Annotated in this window: 23 protein-coding genes; 4 read left to right on the top strand and 19 right to left on the bottom strand. The window is 44.7% G+C overall.

What is annotated here, in order from left to right:
• Positions 1-70: 70 nt before the first annotated feature.
• Positions 71-925: a 4-hydroxybenzoate octaprenyltransferase gene (ubiA, locus tag ACED45_RS15010; RefSeq protein ID WP_048662881.1), complete on the bottom strand. Its 855-nt coding sequence runs from the start codon at positions 923-925 to the stop codon at positions 71-73.
• Entirely contained in the window at positions 926-1468 is a 543-nt protein-coding gene (locus tag ACED45_RS15005; protein WP_165886754.1) for a chorismate lyase, read from the bottom strand.
• Positions 1469-1630: 162 nt separating this feature from the next.
• On the opposite strand from ACED45_RS15005, the gene ACED45_RS15000 reads away from it, so the two are divergent.
• A complete protein-coding gene (locus ACED45_RS15000) occupies positions 1631-2038 on the top strand; it encodes a flagellar basal body-associated protein FliL (protein WP_048662879.1) in 408 nt (135 codons plus the stop codon).
• A gap of 80 nt (positions 2039-2118) precedes the next feature.
• Here ACED45_RS15000 and glpG read toward each other — a convergent pair whose 3' ends face one another.
• From glpG to ftsY, 6 genes are all read right to left on the bottom strand, one after another.
• Complete coding sequence (gene glpG / locus ACED45_RS14995) at positions 2119-2961, bottom strand: rhomboid family intramembrane serine protease GlpG (RefSeq protein ID WP_102432596.1); 843 nt, start codon at positions 2959-2961, stop codon at positions 2119-2121.
• A gap of 49 nt (positions 2962-3010) precedes the next feature.
• A complete protein-coding gene (gene glpE / locus ACED45_RS14990) occupies positions 3011-3331 on the bottom strand; it encodes a thiosulfate sulfurtransferase GlpE (protein ID WP_371714365.1) in 321 nt (106 codons plus the stop codon).
• A gap of 428 nt (positions 3332-3759) precedes the next feature.
• Complete coding sequence (gene rpoH, locus ACED45_RS14985) at positions 3760-4617, bottom strand: RNA polymerase sigma factor RpoH (protein ID WP_017055518.1); 858 nt, start codon at positions 4615-4617, stop codon at positions 3760-3762.
• A 177-nt stretch (positions 4618-4794) separates the two neighbouring features.
• Positions 4795-5763: a permease-like cell division protein FtsX gene (gene ftsX, locus ACED45_RS14980; protein ID WP_371714364.1), complete on the bottom strand. Its 969-nt coding sequence runs from the start codon at positions 5761-5763 to the stop codon at positions 4795-4797.
• On the bottom strand, positions 5750-6427 hold the full coding sequence (gene ftsE, locus ACED45_RS14975; RefSeq protein WP_004736585.1) for a cell division ATP-binding protein FtsE: 678 nt from the start codon (positions 6425-6427) through the stop codon (positions 5750-5752). The genes ftsX and ftsE overlap by 14 nt, the downstream gene beginning before the upstream one ends.
• A 78-nt stretch (positions 6428-6505) precedes the next feature.
• Positions 6506-7744 carry a signal recognition particle-docking protein FtsY gene (gene ftsY / locus ACED45_RS14970; RefSeq protein WP_123953385.1) on the bottom strand — a complete coding sequence of 413 codons (1239 nt, stop codon included), beginning with the start codon at positions 7742-7744 and terminating at the stop codon, positions 6506-6508.
• Positions 7745-7974: 230 nt separating this feature from the next.
• On the opposite strand from ftsY, the gene rsmD reads away from it, so the two are divergent.
• Both rsmD and ACED45_RS14960 read left to right on the top strand, forming a co-directional pair.
• A complete protein-coding gene (gene rsmD / locus ACED45_RS14965) occupies positions 7975-8577 on the top strand; it encodes a 16S rRNA (guanine(966)-N(2))-methyltransferase RsmD (protein ID WP_048658879.1) in 603 nt (200 codons plus the stop codon).
• A gap of 10 nt (positions 8578-8587) precedes the next feature.
• Positions 8588-8854: a DUF1145 domain-containing protein gene (locus tag ACED45_RS14960; protein ID WP_016784000.1), complete on the top strand. Its 267-nt coding sequence runs from the start codon at positions 8588-8590 to the stop codon at positions 8852-8854.
• 117 nt (positions 8855-8971) lie between these two features.
• Here ACED45_RS14960 and ACED45_RS14955 read toward each other — a convergent pair whose 3' ends face one another.
• The 4 genes from ACED45_RS14955 to ACED45_RS14940 all read right to left on the bottom strand — a co-directional run bounded on the left by ACED45_RS14955 (position 8972) and on the right by ACED45_RS14940 (position 12023).
• On the bottom strand, positions 8972-9556 hold the full coding sequence (locus ACED45_RS14955) for a YhgN family NAAT transporter (protein WP_048658880.1): 585 nt from the start codon (positions 9554-9556) through the stop codon (positions 8972-8974).
• Positions 9557-9774: 218 nt separating this feature from the next.
• Positions 9775-10011 (bottom strand): YecH family metal-binding protein, encoded by a 237-nt coding sequence (locus tag ACED45_RS14950; RefSeq protein WP_017061034.1) that lies wholly within the window; start codon positions 10009-10011, stop codon positions 9775-9777.
• Positions 10012-10101: 90 nt separating this feature from the next.
• The gene (locus ACED45_RS14945) at positions 10102-10722 is read right to left on the bottom strand and encodes a lysoplasmalogenase (protein ID WP_146489784.1); all 621 of its coding nucleotides are present in this window, start codon (positions 10720-10722) and stop codon (positions 10102-10104) included.
• Positions 10723-11648: 926 nt separating this feature from the next.
• Positions 11649-12023: a hypothetical protein gene (locus ACED45_RS14940; RefSeq protein ID WP_004736595.1), complete on the bottom strand. Its 375-nt coding sequence runs from the start codon at positions 12021-12023 to the stop codon at positions 11649-11651.
• A gap of 244 nt (positions 12024-12267) precedes the next feature.
• Here ACED45_RS14940 and ACED45_RS14935 point away from each other — a divergent pair, with 244 nt between their 5' ends.
• On the top strand, positions 12268-12597 hold the full coding sequence (locus tag ACED45_RS14935) for a DUF2500 domain-containing protein (RefSeq protein ID WP_017061032.1): 330 nt from the start codon (positions 12268-12270) through the stop codon (positions 12595-12597).
• 60 nt (positions 12598-12657) lie between these two features.
• Here the strand turns inward: ACED45_RS14935 and ACED45_RS14930 are convergent, their stop codons facing one another.
• The 7 genes from ACED45_RS14930 to rhtB all read right to left on the bottom strand — a co-directional run bounded on the left by ACED45_RS14930 (position 12658) and on the right by rhtB (position 19208).
• Positions 12658-13671 carry an acyltransferase gene (locus tag ACED45_RS14930; protein ID WP_210447749.1) on the bottom strand — a complete coding sequence of 338 codons (1014 nt, stop codon included), beginning with the start codon at positions 13669-13671 and terminating at the stop codon, positions 12658-12660.
• Between the two features lie 160 nt (positions 13672-13831).
• Positions 13832-15052, bottom strand: a complete 1221-nt coding sequence (gene arsJ, locus ACED45_RS14925; protein WP_371714363.1) for an organoarsenical effux MFS transporter ArsJ — start codon at positions 15050-15052, stop codon at positions 13832-13834.
• Positions 15053-15159: 107 nt separating this feature from the next.
• Positions 15160-15654, bottom strand: a complete 495-nt coding sequence (locus ACED45_RS14920) for a cyclin-dependent kinase inhibitor 3 family protein (protein WP_371714362.1) — start codon at positions 15652-15654, stop codon at positions 15160-15162.
• 186 nt (positions 15655-15840) lie between these two features.
• Positions 15841-16842: an ArsJ-associated glyceraldehyde-3-phosphate dehydrogenase gene (locus ACED45_RS14915; protein ID WP_146489788.1), complete on the bottom strand. Its 1002-nt coding sequence runs from the start codon at positions 16840-16842 to the stop codon at positions 15841-15843.
• A gap of 41 nt (positions 16843-16883) precedes the next feature.
• The gene (locus tag ACED45_RS14910) at positions 16884-17225 is read right to left on the bottom strand and encodes an ArsR/SmtB family transcription factor (protein WP_146489789.1); all 342 of its coding nucleotides are present in this window, start codon (positions 17223-17225) and stop codon (positions 16884-16886) included.
• Between the two features lie 99 nt (positions 17226-17324).
• Positions 17325-18545 (bottom strand): EAL and HDOD domain-containing protein, encoded by a 1221-nt coding sequence (locus ACED45_RS14905; protein WP_285954868.1) that lies wholly within the window; start codon positions 18543-18545, stop codon positions 17325-17327.
• A 45-nt stretch (positions 18546-18590) separates the two neighbouring features.
• Positions 18591-19208 carry a homoserine/homoserine lactone efflux protein gene (rhtB, locus tag ACED45_RS14900; protein WP_210447744.1) on the bottom strand — a complete coding sequence of 206 codons (618 nt, stop codon included), beginning with the start codon at positions 19206-19208 and terminating at the stop codon, positions 18591-18593.
• Positions 19209-19229 lie beyond the last annotated feature (21 nt).

The following is a 19229-nucleotide window of genomic DNA, read 5'->3' as shown; positions in this document are numbered from 1 at the left end:
AAACACGATCAAAAAAGGCACCCACTGGGTGCCTTTTTCTTTAGCGTTCGTTAACTCGAAAAGCTGATGCTTACCAGAAGGTAATGAATAAGCCTACAGTCACTGCCATTCCAACATAATTATTGTTGAGAAATGCTTGGAAACAAAGGTCTCGATCACGGTGGCGCATCAGGTGTTGTTGATACACAAACAAACTTCCTGCTACCAACAATGCCCAATAGAAGGTATCACCTAGTTGGTAATACATGCCTAACGCAATCAGCATCGCTAGGGTGACGAGTTGCAAAGAGCCAACAATCAGTTTATCGAAGCGACCAAATAAAATCGCCGTCGATTTAATACCAATCTTCAGGTCGTCATCTCGATCAACCATCGCATATTGCGTGTCGTAAGCAATCGTCCACAACGCGTTAATCACGAATATAAACCACACAATGCTTGGCAGTTCATTGGTTTGTGCCGCCCAAGCCATTGGTATCGCCCAACTAAACGCTAAGCCGAGAAACAACTGTGGAAGATGCGTAAAACGCTTCATGAAAGGGTAAATGAACGCCAGACCAACACCAATAAATGAGAGCTTAATGGTCAGTGGATTCATGGTCAGTACCAGCAAGAAGGAAACCACGGCTAGCACTAAAAAGAGCAGAATCGCTTCCTTACTGGAAACCAAACCTGAAGGTAATGGACGCTGCTTGGTACGTTTAACATGACCATCTACTTTACGGTCAGCAAAGTCATTGATCACACAGCCAGCCGAACGCATCAACACCACACCGAGTACGAAAACAACCAAGACATCAAAATCAGGCATACCTTGTGCGGCGATAATCAGTGACCACAAGGTCGGCCAAAGAAGTAACAGGGTACCAATCGGGCGATTCATTCGCGTTAATTGCCAATACGCCTTCGCTTTGGTGGCAAGCATTTACACACTCTCCTTAGAGTAAATGGGTGATGTTGGTAAAAACAGTTCAGCCACAAGCATCGGTTTATGGTTCATCCATAATCGAGAACGACGTGCGAGTAATTGCTCATCGCCCGCGATAACCCAACCGACTTGCAGCGCATCTCGCTCCACGTTCTCAGCACTGAAAACGGTCAATCCAAGCGGGACATTACCTTGTTGAGAAAGGTCAGAGTGCTGATGATCTTCTAATGTGACTCGGGGAATCAAGGTTCGACCTAACACCCACGGTTCATCATCACCCTTTAAAATTACTTTACGCAGTAAGCAATCAAACGATGATAAAAGATGTTCCTCGTCTTGTTGTAGCCTTGAGCGTTCTACAACTTGATTATGAAGCAACTCAACAGACAGGTGCTGACAGCTCTTACCCAACTTGCGGGAAAGAGAACCTTGCTCCATAAGCCACTCTTTGGTGGTTTCATTAGGAAAATCAAATGTTTCTGTACTTTGCCAATCTACATTCATTAACGAATTAAGATACAGCGATATTGGCTGATTCATACTAGTATTCAATAGGTGACTTTACACGTACAATAAAGCTTCAACTTTCGAACAAAATTAAAGCGCTCTTCGAATTGTAAACGTATTTAGATTTAGACCGCTCATTGTAACAAGACTAATGCGTTTCGAATATCGCGAATAAACTAAAGAAAAGTCACAAATATGCACAAACGTTATGTAGCCCAAATAATTCTTGCGATTACCCTACTCTTTTCAGCATCAAGTTTCGCTGAAGAGGAATTGGCACCCAAACTAGCCTACTTCACGCTAGAGCCAGACCTGACCACCAATTTTTACACTAAAGGTAAAAAACTGGGCTACATTCAGGTTCGCCTCGATATTATGGTTGCGAACAGCAATGACCTAGCTGCCATTGAGCATCACCAACCATTAATCCGCGATGCCGTGATTGAATTACTTGGTAAACAAAACGAAGAAACGATTAAGTCTCTGTCTGGTCGTGAAGATTTGAGAAAGACTTTGGTTGAACACCTCAACAAGATTCTTCTGCCTGAGACGGGCAAAACCCTGATTGCTGACTTACTGTTTACCAAATACCTTTATCAGTAATGATGTAAAAACGAATCCTAATAAAAAAGCGGCTCATCTGGCCGCTTTTTTGTATCTATCGATTCTCGGTAACTAACGCGCTAGCTTGTTGCCGATTTCGGCGCTTTCATTGAATCTATAAAGCCGATAATCACACCTGCGACTAAACCTGCCAAGTGAGCGGTATTAGCGATGGCCATAAATGGCTGCATGTATCCAAGAACTAACCACACCAACATAAAGCCAACGATCTGTCTTGGGATACCTAAACCGAGTTGCGGCGCCTTTGCTCCGACAACCCATAAGTAACCAACCAAGGCATACACTACTCCAGATAAACCACCGAAGTTCGCCCCTTCGACCCAGTATTGTCCGGCACCAGAAATCGCTGAAGATACGGCAAAGATCTGAAGTAACTTAAGACCACCTAACTTTTTCTCAATATCTCCGCCCAGTTGCCACCACCACAAGATGTTGAATGCGATGTGCATAACCGAGAAATGCAAAACAGCATGACTGAGCCAGCGCCATAATTGCCATTGCTGCCCATCAACCGCAGGGAAATGTAAGGCGTTAAAAATCGCCTGCCCGAAACCTATCTGCTGCAGAGCAAAAATCACCACACATACCAGCATGATACTGAGTGTCACAGGGCCTGCTTTGGCTTTTATCATGCCCATGAAGCTTGGTGTATGATAATGAAAGTTGCTCTTCCTGGTCTCTGCCATGTCCCAAGACGCCGCTTGATAGCGCTTATGATTGGGTTCCGACAAGAAGCGATTGAGCTCAGCTTCGGTTTCAACTTGAAATTGACCATCAATAAGCCAAAGCGCAAAACGCCCTTCCCCCTCAGGAGACATCTGAATAGGGATCTGACGAGACGCCATATAATCAATAAATGCTTGAGCAAGACGTGGGTTGTCTAACACCATCAATCTAATCATTGTTACTTCCTATTCATACTATGAGAGATGCTTGAAGCGATAAAGGTAATTAACCAGCAATCACAGGAAGTTCAGCACGGTGCCAAGCTTCGAAACCGCCGTCTACACTATATACCTCGTCAAAGCCTTGGTTCACTAAATATTGTGCTGCACCTTGGCTACTAATACCGTGGTAGCACATCACCAAGATAGGTTGTTCGAACTCAACCTCATCCATGAACGACACCATTGTATCGTTAGTCAGGTGGTAAGCTGTTTGTGAGTGAGCAACCGCAAAAGACTGCGGGTCACGTATATCGACAAGTCGAGCGTTGCCTTGTTCAATGAGGGCTTGAGCGCCTTTAACATCGATATGTTTAAACTGGTCCATGACTTTCTCTTTTATACTGATTTACTTTGCTGCCATTGTAACCTATCCCAAGGCTAACATTCACATCCACTTAATGAGGTTATCCACCAGCGATCACTTTTACACCATTTGTGGATAAATCTGTGAATTGCGTGAATAAAGTGCCTTTTTAAAAATAGATCCACAACATGTAGTAAGGATCCTGATCTAACTGTGGGTTAACTGAAAAATATCCCCACTCGAAAAACCCCGTCAAAGCCTTACTACACCCTGCTTTTAGACAGCTGACGAATAAACTTCTCACAGAGTTATCCACAAAATCATTTTGCAAATTTCGATCGCAAAAGTTGAGAAATCGATCCAAAATAAAAAGGCCGAGATCTCTCGATCTCGGCCTTTTCAAAATTCAGTTATTTGCTAGCTCTGAAGCTAATAGAAACTAGATGCTATTAGAAATCGCCAACAGCTTGCTTCAATTTCTTCATCGCATTCTTTTCTAACTGGCGAACACGCTCTGCAGAAATGCTGTAGGTATCCGCTAAGTCTTGCAGGGTTGCTTTGTTGTCGTCTAACCAACGTGAGCGAACAATGTGTTGGCTACGCTCGTCTAAGCTTGCTAGTGCGAGTCCTAGGCGATTATTGGTGTGTGACTCCCAGTTAGCCGCTTCTACCGTTTCAGCAACGTCTGATGCTTTGTCTTCTAGGTAGTAAACTGGAGCTGTGTAAGCAGAACCGCCGTCGTCATCGTCCATAGGCGCTTCAAACGTCGCGTCTTGTGCCGCTAAGCGAGATTCCATTTCACGAACTTCAGAAGGCTCAACGCCCAGTTCACGAGCAACTGTCTCAACTTCACCGTTATTAAACCAACCTAAACGCTTTTTAGACTTACGAAGATTAAAGAACAGTTTACGCTGTGCCTTAGTTGTCGCAATTTTAACGATGCGCCAGTTACGCAGAACGTATTCATGGATTTCAGCTTTGATCCAGTGAACTGCGAAAGAAACCAATCGAACACCAACTTCTGGATTGAAGCGCTTAACAGCCTTCATCAAGCCGATGTTACCTTCTTGGACGAGATCAGCCATTGGCAGCCCGTAGCCAGAGTAGCCTCTTGCGACGTGCACCACGAATCGTAGGTGGGAAAGGATCAAGCCTTTCGCAGCATCGATCTCACCTTTGTAATGTAATCGCTCTGCAAGTCCACGTTCCTCTTCAGGTGTCAGCATTGGGTAGCTGTTCGCTGAGCGGATATAGCTATCTAAACTATCTTGTGTGACTAAAGCCATTTGATACGCTTGGTTTGCCATTCGGTTCCTCATCAATCTCTGATCTGGAGTAATACATCTATTAAAACCCGACAATCTTGAACCTAAAATGAACAGGTTTCAAGGAGGGGGAAGTAATTATGCATAATCAATTCGTCTATACAAGGCAAAAACTGGTTAAGAAGTGCCTATTTTTCGTCTAAATATGACTCTATTCACCTAAACTGGTTCAATTTCTTTTAGGTGACGCTGTGCAGAAAGCTTCGCAGCCACACTACCAAGCAGAGTTCCGACGATCAAAAGCAGTAAAGATTCATCCCAGCTCAGGCCAATTAAGCGGAAGTGGCTGTCATACAACTGAGCCAAGTCATCCACTGCACTGTTCAGTAATACGGTAATTAATGCCGTCATTACCCAAGCGCTAATCGAACCTAATACGCCAAACCACATCCCAGCATAAAGGTATGGTCGAAGAATGTAGCTGTCGGTCGCACCAATCAGCTTCATGGTTTGAATCTCTTCTTTATGCGCCAACACATTAAATCGTAGTGTATTGCCGATAATCAGAAATACCGCGCCCAACATCAATACCGTTAAGGTAATCACGATGACAGCCGCGAGTGCTTTGATCGCATCTAATCGAGCTAACCAATCTTCGTCTAGACGAACATCGGTTACTAATTCTTGTTGTTTAACTGTGCCTGCCAGTTCTTTAATTAAGGTATCGCTGTGTACGCTTGGTGTAATCACCAGCACACCTGGCAGTGAATAATCATCTAGGATAGTTAGGGCGTCTTCAAAACCAGAATACTGGCTGAGGTCTGCAAGCCCTTGCTGCGGAGATATGTACTCCACCAGCTCAACTTGATCCCAACTTTCGATTTCATCCTTAAGCACCATTACTCGTGGCTCAGGAATACCATCCTCTACATAAGCACTTATTTGTGACGGGCTAGTGACATCTTGCGCTACTTCACCCACATTTTTACCCAACAGGTACAAACAAGCTGGCATCGCCAACGCCATAGAGATCACCGCAAGGGTCAGCAAGTTGCCTAACGGGCGCTGCCACATTTGCGAGAACGATGACTTGGCTTGTTTCCAGTGAACAACAAAGAAGCCGTCGCTTGAGGTGCGGTTTGCTGCTCGATTAGATTGAGGTTTTTTGATGCGCTTATTCGCGGCCATAGTCTTCAACCTCACTCAAAAATCCTTGGTTTAATTCAAGATGGCGGTACTGAGGGCGAGTGTTCACTAACCCGATATCGTGCGTCGCTAGGATGATCGTCACACCTGCGCGGTTGAACTCTTCAAATAATCGCAACACACGGTTAGATAATTCAGGGTCTAGGTTACCCGTCGGCTCATCCGCAAGCAGTAGGGTTGGACGGTTCACCACAGCCCGAGCAATGCCCACACGTTGCTGTTCACCACCAGAAAGCTGGCTTGGCAAACAACGGGCTTTATCTAATAGGCCTGTCTTATCCAACGCAGCACTGACTCGGCGTTTTATTTCGTTTTCAGAAATAGATTCAATACGCATAGGCAGAGCGACGTTATCGAAAATCGAACGGTCCATCAGCAGGCGATGGTCTTGAAAAACAATCCCAATATTACGGCGTAAGAAAGGGATGTCTTTGGCTGGGATACGAGTGATATCGTGATCGTTGAACCAGACACGTCCATCGGTTGGACGCTCTATCGCGCAGATCAACTTCAGCAAGGTACTTTTACCAGCCCCAGAGTGCCCACCCAAAAAAGCCATCTCTCCACGTTTCAGGTGAAAGTCCACTTTTTGGAGCGCTTGTCTTCCACCTCGGTAGGCTTTACTCACTTGCTGAAATTTGATCACCGAAAATTCCTCTTACGATCACTAATATCAAATTTAAAAACGGTAGCAGATTAAGGATAAACCACTTTGCTACTCGCGTTACTCTTCGCGGCTAAATAGTGCTTCAATGAAGTCTTTAGATTCAAATGGGCGCAGGTCATCAATACCTTCACCCACACCAATGTAGCGGATTGGAATCTGGAACTGGTCAGCAATTGAGAAAATTACGCCACCTTTCGCCGTACCATCTAACTTAGTCAGTGTAATACCGGTTACTGGAGCCACTTCACTGAATAGTTTCGCTTGGCTGATAGCATTCTGACCCGTACCGGCATCGAGCGTTAGCATGATTTCGTGTGGTGCAGAGTCATCAATCTTCTTCATTACACGAACAATCTTACGCAGCTCTTCCATCAAGTTGCTCTTGTTCTGCAAACGACCCGCTGTATCGGCAATCACAACATCAACGCCACGTGCTTTCGCTGCTTCAATCGCATCGTAGATAACAGACGCACTATCCGCACCTGTGTGCTGAGCGATAACCGGCACATCATTACGCTGACCCCAAACCTGAAGCTGTTCAACGGCTGCAGCACGGAAGGTATCACCCGCCGCTAGCATCACTTTCTTGCCTTCATTTTGGAATTGTTTTGCCAGTTTACCGATCGTAGTTGTCTTACCTACACCGTTCACACCAACCATTAAGATAACGTAAGGTGTTTTAGTGGTATCAACAACCAGTGGCTGTTCTACTTGGCTTAAGATGTCTGCCATCTCTTCTTTGAGCAGACCATAAAGCGCTTCACCGTCTTTTAGGTCATTGCGAGATGCTTTTTCTGTCAGGTTTTCAATGATCTTAACCGTGGTATTCATACCCACATCAGCGATCAGAAGTTGCTCTTCTAGCTCTTCAAACAGATCTTCATCGATTTGCTTGCCTTTGAACAGACCGAAGAAACCGGCGCCGATGTTTGCTTTAGTGCGGCTTAGGCTGCGCTTAAGGCGAGCAAAGAAGCTTTCTGTTGGCTTCTCTTGTACTTCTTCAACCTTAGCTTGAGGAACAACCACTTCTTCCTGTTCTGCTTCTGCTTCTGCTTCTGCTTCTGCTTCTGCTGCGACAGGTTGCTGTTCTTGTTGAGCTTCTTCAAGCGCTTGCTCAGATGCCGTTGGCTTAGCGACTTCAGCTTCAGGCGCGACCTGTTCAGCCTCAACTTGTGATTCAACTTCAGTTTGATCTTCAACGCTTTCTACGTTCGCTTCATTCTGAGTTTTTGGGCTTTGTTCTTCTTCACCAAAACCAAGCCACGATAATAATCCGCGCTTCTTTTTTTCCGTCATCAGAGGAGTTTCCTAGATCTACTAATTAGCTGTATTGACTTAATACACGTCGACTCTTTGCTATTGTTATACAATACAAGCTTGTACAAACGAATAGTAAAGAAAAATGACAAAGCAGTGATAAGTTTGCTTTTAGCTTGATACACTTTGTCATTGCAAATTTATTTAATACACGAACCCACTTAAATTGGGCTCGGTATAGTATCACTTTATTAGCGGTCAAAAAATCTATGGTAAGACGTCGCCAGCAAAACACATCACAAAAAAAGCCATCCGGAGGCTTTGTTCGAATTATTAGTGGCTCATGGAGAGGTAGAAAACTGCCCGTCCATGATTTAGAAGGATTACGCCCAACCATTGACCGAGTAAAAGAGACACTCTTTAACTGGGTGGCTCAAGATATCCCACATTCAACTTGCTTGGATGTATTTGCCGGTTCTGGCGGTTTAGGTTTTGAAGCAGCTTCTCGCCAAGCAAAAATGGTGACGCTGCTCGAAATGAACCAAAAGGCTGCTAAACAACTTTCTGATAACGCGAAAGAGCTCAAAGCAGACAACATCAATGTTGTAAATACTGACGCTATCTCTTTCCTTAAGAAGCCAGGCACCCCTTACGATATGGTTTTCCTTGATCCACCATTTCGTAAAGGCTTATTGGCAGAAACAGTACAACTGCTTGAGAGTAACGGTTGGCTTGCAGACGATGCCATCATTTACGTCGAGACAGAGAAAGAGCTGAAACTCGAAGCTATGCCAGAGAACTGGGAATTGCATCGCGATAAGACTACCGGACAGTCAAGTTACCGACTGTTCAATCGAATCACTGAAGAATAGGAGTTATTGAATGAAGTTCTTGCTTCCACTAGCAAAAGCAGCCATCGCCTTTGTTTGGTTTATCTTAATCGTAAATATTTTCTACCCGTTCCCGGGTAATGCGGCGATTGCGCTTTATATCATGACAGCGTTCTTGTTCTTCATGCACGGCCTGCAGATGCTGATTTTTATCGGTGCTTTCGGCGACAAGATCGAAATGTCACGTTGGGAGAAGTGGTCAATATTGATTTTCGGTGTCTTTGCCCTACTCGATATCCGACGCAAGCACATGATGTAATCAAGCTTAAGCTCAGATATAAAACGCTTAGCTACAGAAAACATCATGACAGAAACAGTAGAGACAAAAACGCCGCTCATTTGAGCGGCGTTTTTTTATTCAGCGATGATACTGATGTTAACCCATGTAGCCTTTCACACCATCTAGGAACATTTGCGTCGACAGCATAACCAGCAACAAGCCCATCAAGCGTTCGATGGCTTTAAGGCCTCTCTCACCCAACACTCGCAGGAAGAAGCCATTAAACATCAGAATGAAGAAGGTAGCGCCCCAAGCCAACATCACCGCGGCTGAAAGCTCTAACATGTTGTCAGGGTGCTGTGTCGACAACAGAATTAATGCCGCAATCACTGAAGGGCCAGCAATCATTGGGATCGCCATCGGCACAATAAACGGTTCTTCACCCGCCGCGAGGCCAGTAATACTACCCGCACTTGGGAAAATCATCTTAATCGCGATGATGAACAGAATAATACCGCCAGAGATACTCAAGGTTTCAGGCTGCACATGCAGGAAGTTCATAATGCTTTGACCAGCAAACAAGAACAACAGCAGGATAATCAGCGCAAACATCAGTTCACGAACAAGAACAATACGACGACGCTTCGGATCAATATGCTTAAGGATAGAGAGCACGATTGGCAGGTTGCCAAGCGGATCCATAATAAGAAACAGCATGGTTGCTGCAGATAAAATTTCCATAAGTTTGTCTCGAAAAGCGTAAGTGCGCGGAGTATAGCAGCCTCAACATTGATTTTCGAACGCAGTAATAAAAGGATTAACTTATGTAATTAGAAGATGGTTTTTCGAGAGCAACTAGAAAGGTAGAAAGGTAATTCAAAGAGTGGAACCGAAAACATCGCATCCACTCCTCTTAATCTATAAAAGCCAAAAGGCTCTAAAAACCAAGTCACTGGGAATTAGTGGTTACACACACGTTCGCGATTAGTGCAAAGCTTGTCATCAATAACTACGACCTTTTCCATCTTCAAGAAAAACTTCAGCAATCCATCTAAATCCAGGCCGTTCAGCTTACAGGTATGAAAGCGCGCTTCTGCGCCATAAGTTTGAGCAAGCTCCTGCGTCAACTCTTCGCGAGTCAGTGGCTTTTCACTCAGTAGGTTTAAAACGTTGTGTGCATGAATTTCGGTAGTCATAACTCTATCTCATGTTTAATGAAGTAGATGTAGAGTACCTACTTTCATCTGAGCTGCCTTGATGTAGCTCAGAGTTAAGCTAGCTCTACCCTAAATGGTAAGGGAAGCAACAATGAGAGCGTGAGCCAGAAAGTAACTGCCCGTCACCCAAAAGTAGGCACCCTTAATTGGGCTACGATAGAAATTTAGCGCGTATGCTAATGCCGAAAGCAGCAACACGGCACAACCAGCAAAGCCCACCGCATGCGACAGTTGAGGATCAAGCAACCAGAGTTCACCAGAAGCCCATGCAAGCTGAATAAGCACAATACCCATGATAACCACAGGAAAGACGAGTTTGTCTAAGCGAGGCAGTAATAAGAAGAAAGCAACGACACAAGCCGCCAACAGCAGCGCGAATAACCACCAGACCATTTCTCCTGATAGCTGTAACCAAAATGCTTTGCTGTAGCAGAGCTGAGCCAACAAGAAGCAAACAAAATGCAGAGAACGTTTTTGAGTAACAGTATGCAAGACATCTGCGATCGCAGAAACCGCCAACCCAGCAACGACCCAATAGGTAAAATCAGCAACGACAGATTGAGTTAAAGCAATGGTCGCTAATAATACAAAGGTAAAAACCTTATACGATAAGGCCTGACCGATATGTCCATGTTTCGTTCCTGCTATTGCTCCGATACCAGACAAGGAAACCGCCAACCAACTCCACATACCATTTGCCCTATTGCTTTAAATCGTCGCCAGTCTAGGCACACGAGTGTTGATGTAAAGCCTCAGCGCCTCAAAGTTGGATCTTGATTACGCTTCCACTAAAAAGAGTCTCTTTAGATTGAAGTCGTAACAATTACTACCGTGACAATGGCCATTCGTTTAAAACTAGCGCGAATCATCATAAAACCCATTCAAACTGGCATTAGAGTCACCATACTTGAATTTTGGTCAATTCTAACCTATCAGACCCACAAAAACCGACCATATTCCGCCAAAAACCACACTTGAAAAATTAAAATAAACACATTTAAAGTAAATAATAACAATAACTTAAAGAGATAAACTCAAGTTTAATAGGAAAATAAAAACACCAACCAACCCTAGACTTGTAAAGTAGCCAGTTTTCTTTTTTAAAGCCCAGTTTTGTCAGGTTATTTCAAGCCCCCGGTAAAAACCGCCACAAAAACCAAGCCGAAAATTTAAAAAACCAACCAAAACAAACCTCACCACCACCAACCCCCATTAATACAATTTAACAACCTTTAACAATATAAATCACACATAACAACCATTATAAAACAGCAACTTAAAATAAATAAGAACAAACATGAATCACAACGAACAAAATAAGAACACACCAAAACACACAGTTAAATAGAGACAAACAAGCCAAAAACTAATAGTTTTCTACTACTTTTGGAGCTTTCGAAAGTAATTCTTGATCTAAACCTATAAGTGGGCTATTCTTTAAAACATAGCGAGAGACAACCAAATTTAGGAGTAGTGTTATGATTTCATCTTCGCAAAGACAAGGACTTGTAATGATCGCGGTAGTTGTAGGTCTAATGACACTACCGATGATGTACTAAGCAAGTTACAGATAAAAAAAGGGACGCCATGAGCGTCCCTTTTTTTGTTCAATTTTTTCACTTCGAAAACAGATGCAGTGTTAGCACATCCCAGTTCGCATAATAGAAACCTGCGGCAGCTAAAGTCATTGCCATCATCAGTAAAATCGCAACTCGCCAGATAAAACGACCACTACGTGGAGTCAGCTCCTTCTCACAGTCGTTACACATCATGATGAATTTATGTTGGTCTTCCAACTTAGCCTCATGTTCATTGACTACCTTGTTACGACACGTTGCGATATAACGCAGCTTACTCACCATATCGTGCGGTAACCTTTCTTCACAGCTTGTTACAAGCTCATGCAATCCTTCGCCTTCGGCATGATATTGAAGCCTCAATAATTTCTCTATATTGCGAGTTCTTGTCACCACTTTTTCAATATCGGTCATCTTGGCCCTCCCACTCCACACTATAATTCTAGTCGAGCATTTCCCTATTCTTATACAAAATCACTGTTATTTACGAGAGAAAGAGACAATAAATAACAATGCTTTATCCCAAACTGGCCATTAAATGTGATGTCTGCCGAAAAATAATCAGCTTGGCTTACAACAGTTCACGAATAACGGCTTTAAACACATATCCCTATTGCCTGAAAGACTAGAATAACCATCACGACTACATGGAGGTTATATGCCTAATTCACTCTTTTTTGCCATCTTTGCACTCGCTGCTCTAGCGGCTTGGGTATTTATTGGTTTCTATAGAAAACACTCGCAAGGTGAAAATGCGCCAGAGAAGAAAGTGAATGTCACGGTGTTAGACAAACAATCCATCGACCTTCCTGACGCAGAACCTGGCCAAGAAGATCAAGAGTACTGGATTTACGTTCAACGTGGTGTGGTTGGTCCGAAGCGAGAATTCCAAGTCGGCATCCACTACTTCCACGCCCTTAACCCGGGCGACAAAGGAACCTTAACCTACCAAGGCGATAAGTTCTTACACTTTGCGTTGAAGCGCTAAACGTCAGCCGCTTCAACTGTCTCTCCTAAGCAATCCATCAGAAAGCCTTAGCACTCACCGCTAAGGCAATAACCAACGTGTTTTCTCTGACTTAGAGACCAACCAGCTCATCCATAACGCGCCAGCTCCGCTGATCACAATCCATAATGGAATAACCCAAGCTGGATGTCCTTGGTACCAACCGAACTCTTTCATTGGCCACAAGACAATAGGGTGCAGCAGGTAAATACCTAAGCTGTGCTTACTGATAAAGCCAACTACTTGGTTACTCTTCTCAGACAAGCCTTCACCATAGTAACGGCATACCATGAACACCATGCTCGCTGCTAATACGGTATTCAACGTCTTGTAAGATAACCAGCGCCCTACCGTGTACTCTTCTGCCACCAAGCTTGCATCAACCACCATGTAAACCGTGGTTAGTAACGCAAATCCACCCAGTAATACACTCACGCCAACTGTCATCTTGTTAAGTGGCACAATCTTATACAGCAAGTAACCCAATGGTAAGTAACCGGTGTACAACCACAACTCGTGACTCCAAGGGCCATCGATTTTCAGTAAGAACAGCAATGTTGTGAACAACCATACCGCCGTAAAGGCATAGACAGATCTATCACCGTACTTTCTGACCATGATCTGCAAGAACGGAATCACAAAGTAGAGCGGGATGAAGTAATAGAAGAAACCAAGGTGGTAATAGGTGTAATGATGGTAGCTATTAAGCAACACGTCCCAACTGACGTCGGCATCAAAGCCCATTGCCGACCAACCCGAAAGATAGGTATAGAAAAGCGACCAGACAATGAAAGGTATCAGTACCTTACCCAGACGACGCTTGAGGTAGTATTTGGCGTCAAACGGGCGCTGATCACTGAGCATCAGTGCGCCAGTAATCAAAATGAACACAGGTACTGCCCAGCGGCTGAAACCGTTTACCGTAATGGCAGTAAACCATTCACCGAAAGGAATAGTGCCCAATTCATTGCGATAAGGCGCCAAAACATGAATCGCGATAACCGCTACGGCCGCGACACATCGTGCTAAATCAAAAAAGAGAATTCGCTGCTTCATGTAAATGCCTGATTAATATTCAATCATTCTACTATAGCAATAAAAAAGCTGACCGGAATAAATACCAAGTCAGCTTAGTGTTAAAGGAGATGCTTATCGCGAATTTAGCTCATACGACGCTAGCTTATGCGACTTGAGCTCTTACTCATGCGGCTGAAGCTTATGCCGCTGAGATTTGCGGTACTTTAGGTAAACGCAGAGAGATCACCGTCGTTATCGCTAAGAATGCGAAGGAAACCCACAGACACGCAAACAAACCTGCCATTTGGAATACCAAGCCCGACAATATCGTGCCAATCAAACGGCCCATCGCGTTTGCCATGTAATAGAAACCGACATCAAGAGAAACGCCATCGCCTTTCGCATAACTCACAATCAAATATGAGTGAAGTGATGAGTTCACCGCAAAGATGGCACCAAATACCATCAAACCACCCACGATAACGAGCTCTGGTTGCCAACCAATCTGTACTGCATAAGCGATAGCAGCAGTCACGATAGCCAGCGCACCTGCCCATAACAGCGCAGCATGGCCATCTGGCACCTTGCCTTGAGCTTTACCAGTAATCTTCGGCGCAATGCCCTGTACAAAGCCATAAGCGATAGTCCAAGCAGCTAAGAAACCACCAACCCATGAATGATCCCAACCAAACACACTGCCTAGGTAAATCGGCAAAGCAATCACAAACCACACATCACGGGCACCAAATAGGAACATACGCGCTGCAGATAGGATGTTGATGGATTCAGACTTAGAGAAGATCTGTTTGAATTTAGGCTTGGTTTTCGCTTTACCCATGTCCGCTTCTAAGCTCAACACACTGCCAATGAACACCAATGCCAACACGGCTGCCATCGCAAGCACAGCGTATTGGAAGCCAATAGTTGAAAGCAGCAAACCACCAATAAAGAAGCCTGCACCCTTCAGCGCATTCTTAGACCCGGTCAGAATCGCAATCCACTTATACAAAGCACCTTGCTTCTCATCCGGTACCAAGGTTTTGATTGAGCTCTTGGCACTCATCTTATTGAGATCTTTAGCGATACCTGACAAGGCCTGCGCTGCCATTACCCAAGGAATAGTCAACATAGCCGATGGCAATGCCAACATACCCAAGGCAAAGACTTGCATCCCGAGGCCAATGTTCATGGTCTTATTGAGGCCAAGACGCGCCCCCAGCCAGCCACCGATTAGGTTCGTCACCACACCAAAGAATTCATAGAAAAGGAACAGTGAGGCGATCTCTAACGAACTGTAACCAAGGTCGTAGAAATACAGGACCACCAGCATACGAAGTGCACCATCGGTAATGGTGAAGTTCCAGTAGTTGAAAGTCACCAACATGTATTGGCGAACGCTCTTACTTAGATTTGAAAACATAATGCTATCTCTGCAATCAAAACAAAAAGAGCTTTTGGGTCACGATAAGCTTAACACTCCAGATACCAAAAGCTCCTTGTCTAACACCGATGACTATTAGCTATTCGCTATTCGCTATTCGCTACGCCATTGATGTACTCAACCTGGATAGGTTTAGTGAAAGCACCTGGACGCAGTGCTTGAACTTCTTGAACGATCTTGTCGAGATCCCAGCCTTTTTCTAAAAGCAGATGAGCCGCGAACAAACCGGTACGACCTGAGCCGCCCATGCAGTGCATTGCTACCTTAGCGCCACTATCAACGATTTTGTGTAGCTCAGGGCTTGCTGCAGACCATTTCGCCGCAAACTCAGCACCCGGAGCACAATCGTCTTCGATTTCGATTTGGAACCACTGCATGCCTAGCACACGAGTTTTCTCGCCAAGTGCTGCCACGTCTTTGCTTGCTAGCTCTGCATCATCGAGCGCAGTCACAATAGCTTCAACGCCTTGCTCTTTCAGTTGTGCCAGAGATGCATCAAGATCAGCGTCTTTAGTACCTGGGCATGGAGTCAGAATCAGCGCGCCTTGTTCAAGGTCTAATTGCCATGTTGGGTGTGTCATAGTGTTATCTCTTAAATTCTTATAGAACCAATACTCAAAATAATTGGAGTTGCAGCTAGGTAACCTTTTCCCTACAAAGGAATGAAGTTCAGCCCTATGAGCATAGGGGCTCTATGTGATTAGGGCGGCCGGCGCTCCGGTGAACTTACGCAGTTAACAACGCTGCAGCTTCAAGTATGAAGAGTATTAAGCTAAACCAACGGTACGCACTAACTCAGCCGTACGAGTCGCGTAACCCATTTCGTTGTCGTACCAAGCGTAGATCTTAACCATGCGCTTACCTACCAACATAGTTGATAGTGCATCTACGATTGTTGAACGTTGATCGCCTTTGTAGTCGATAGACACAAGTGGGCGTTCTTCAAAGCCAAGGATGCCTTTTAGCTCGTTCTCAGATGCTTCTTTCAACATCGCGTTCACTTCTTCTGCCGTCGTGTCTTGCTTCACTTCGAAGATGATGTCAGTCAGAGACGCGTTCGCTAGTGGTACACGAACCGCGTGGCCGTTGATGCGGTTTTCTAGCTCAGGGAAGATCTCAACAATCGCCTTCGCAGAGCCAGTTGTTGTTGGGATTAAGCTCATGCCACATGCACGTGCACGACGTAGATCTTTGTGCGGCGCATCTAGAATGGTTTGCGTGTTAGTTAGATCGTGAATCGTTGTGAATGACGCATTCTCTATACCAAGCTTCTCGTTGATCACTTTCACTACTGGAGCGATGCAGTTAGTGGTACAAGACGCAGCCGTCACAATTTTGTGTACTGCTGGTTCAAAAATGTTGTCGTTCACACCAACAACGATGTTTGCGATGCCTTCTTCTTTCACTGGCGCTGATACCACAACACGCTTCACGCCTTGCTCTAGGTATTTGTTTAGGAAAGAAGTCTTACGGTGAACACCGGTCGCTTCGATAACCACATCGCAGCCAGACCAATCGATCGCATCGATGTCGCGCTCTTGTGTGGTCTTGATGCGCTGGCCATTTATGATCATCTCATCGCCTTCTGCAGTTACTTCGTGGTGAAATCGACCTTGAACTGAATCGAACTCTAGAAGATGTGCTAACGTTGCGGTATCGCCCGCTACATCATTAATTTGTACAAACTCTAGCTCTGCCCAATCGAATGCTGCTCGAAGTGCTAGACGGCCGATGCGGCCAAAACCATTAATACCTACTTTAACTGTCATCGTATGCTCTCTCAGCTAGTGGGGAATCTAAAAATATTCAATTAAACGCAACATTGAGGGCGTGAAGTCATAGCTTCTAGGCGTTCAATGTCTTGTTGATATTCAGTTTTCAAACAGTTCGATGCGATAAGGTCATCAATTAACTTTAGCATCCAACCCGGTAAATCTTTGGATAAGCGGTAGAAAACCCATTGTCCTTGGCGAACGTCAGTCAAAATGCCGTTTGAGCGCAACTGCGCAAGGTGGCGTGAAACCTTTGGCTGACTTTCTTGTAATGCCTGAGTCAACTCACCAACAGAGAGGCACTCTTGGCGCACAATCATCATTAAGCAACGCACTCGCGTTTCATCAGACAGTAATTTAAAAAATTGGTGAGGAAGCATAACTACATACTCATATATGGATATGCGTATATATTAATTATAAAAAAACGCACGTCAAGGCGTGCGTTTCAATTGTCATAAAAGTTTAACGAAGAAACATCAGAGCTTGTTGGTCACGGTATGACTCCAACGGCGAGCTTCGGTAAGCTCCGTTTTTACCTGATCCACGCTTAATCCTAAATCAGCGCAGTGCTCATCAAGCTGTTGCCAATCGGCATGTTCAAAGCTCTCTTCAAGCGCGAGCAAGGTACCATATGGCCCTTCTCTACGTAGCAGAGCCACCTTGATACTTTTACACAAAGGCAGTTGCTCAACTAAATTCTCTAACGATAGATCGAGCAATGCATCCAACAATGAGAACAAACCAATCATAAAGGCTTGCTCAGTGTGCCCTTCAAATACCTGATAACGAGACATACGCTGACAAAATTGCGCTCGCTGTAAAGACAAGCCATACAACTCTTTCGGCTTTTTATCAGAGACATAAGACGCCACCGCCAGCGAAACAAACATTTTCAGCTTCTCTTGCCCCAAGTAAACCAAGGCCTGACGGAATGACGAAATAGTTACCTCAAGACGAGGCGACATGGTGTTCACAAAACGCAGTAGCTTATAAGACAAAGCGACATCCTTCGCGACGATGCTCTCGACACGTTGGAAGTCGACATCCGGCTTACACACTTCTTGGAACAGCTCCATGGCAATCACTTGTTCAGGGCTGATGTACTTGGTCTTGATGATTTCCGGTTTACTAAAGAAATAGCCTTGGAAGAACTTAAAGCCCGCCTCTTTGGCTTGCTGGAATTCTTGTTCGGTTTCGACTCGTTCAGCAAGAAAGCTAAACTTTTTCCCTTGATGAGCTTTTACCAAATCACACGCCTCATCCAAGCCCATCTGCATGATATCGAGCTTAACAATATGTGTGTATTTAAGGAAACGCTCCCATTCTGGCGTCGAAGTAAAGTCATCTAGAGCAATCATGTACCCCGCTTGGTATAGCTCTTTAACGGCTTCTAATAATTCGTCGGTCGGTTGGCAGGTTTCGAGGATCTCAACCACAACCTTGTCTTTCGGCAAGCTCAAAGGCAACCGACGAATCAAGCTTTGATACGGGAAGTTAATAAAGCAACGTGAAGATGGGATCGACGGGTTAAGACCAACCGACAAGAAATTCTCAACAATCAGACGATACGTTGCTCTGTTAGACTCTATATGCGCTGGATAGGCATTCCTTTCTCCGTCACGAAACAGCAGCTCATAACCAAGTGTGTTCTTGTTACGGTTTAAGATAGGTTGTCGAGCAACATACGTAGCGGTCATTTCTTGATAACTCTAATTGATTTAACTATAACTCTATTGCTTTCACTAGGCTTTAGCGGCAGCCAGCAATGCGCCGCAGCCCATGAACATACCACCAAAGATTTTATTTATCTTACCCATTATGCGATCTGAACGAATAAAACGTCCCATTTGTGAAGCTAATGAGGTGTAGCCCAACATAACAACGCTATCAATGAATACCGTCGTCACACCTAGCACTAATAACTGCGGTGCTTGTGGTTGTGTGGGATCGATAAATTGAGGAAACAAAGCCACCAAAAATACGATAGATTTTGGGTTGGTAAGGTTAATCAGCACCGCATTTCTAAGCAGCTTGCCACTCGATAGCGTCGAGTTTTCTTGTGAGGCCACTAAGCTAGAGTTGTCACGCCACTTTTGAATACCCAACCAAAGAAGGTAAATCACGCCCACCCATTTGATGATAGTGAATGCCAACGCAGATTGAGCGACTAATGCGCCAATACCCGCGCCCACCAGCATTATGTGGAATGCAAGACCGAGCTGTAAGCCTGCGATCGACGCGAGCGACTTCTTGGTACCATAACTTAGTCCATTGCTGATTGAGTTAACGGTACCTGAACCCGGAGCCAAACTAAACAATATCGCCGTGACGACATAAGCAAGCCAAACATGAGTATCCATTTGCATTTCCTTACTAGTTCT

The organism is Vibrio crassostreae (assembly GCF_041439375.1).
In the GTDB taxonomy this organism is placed as follows: Bacteria; Pseudomonadota; Gammaproteobacteria; order Enterobacterales; family Vibrionaceae; genus Vibrio; species Vibrio crassostreae_D.
The sequence above is the reverse complement of the archived record's forward strand: the minus strand, read 5'-3'. Positions and strand labels throughout refer to the sequence as shown.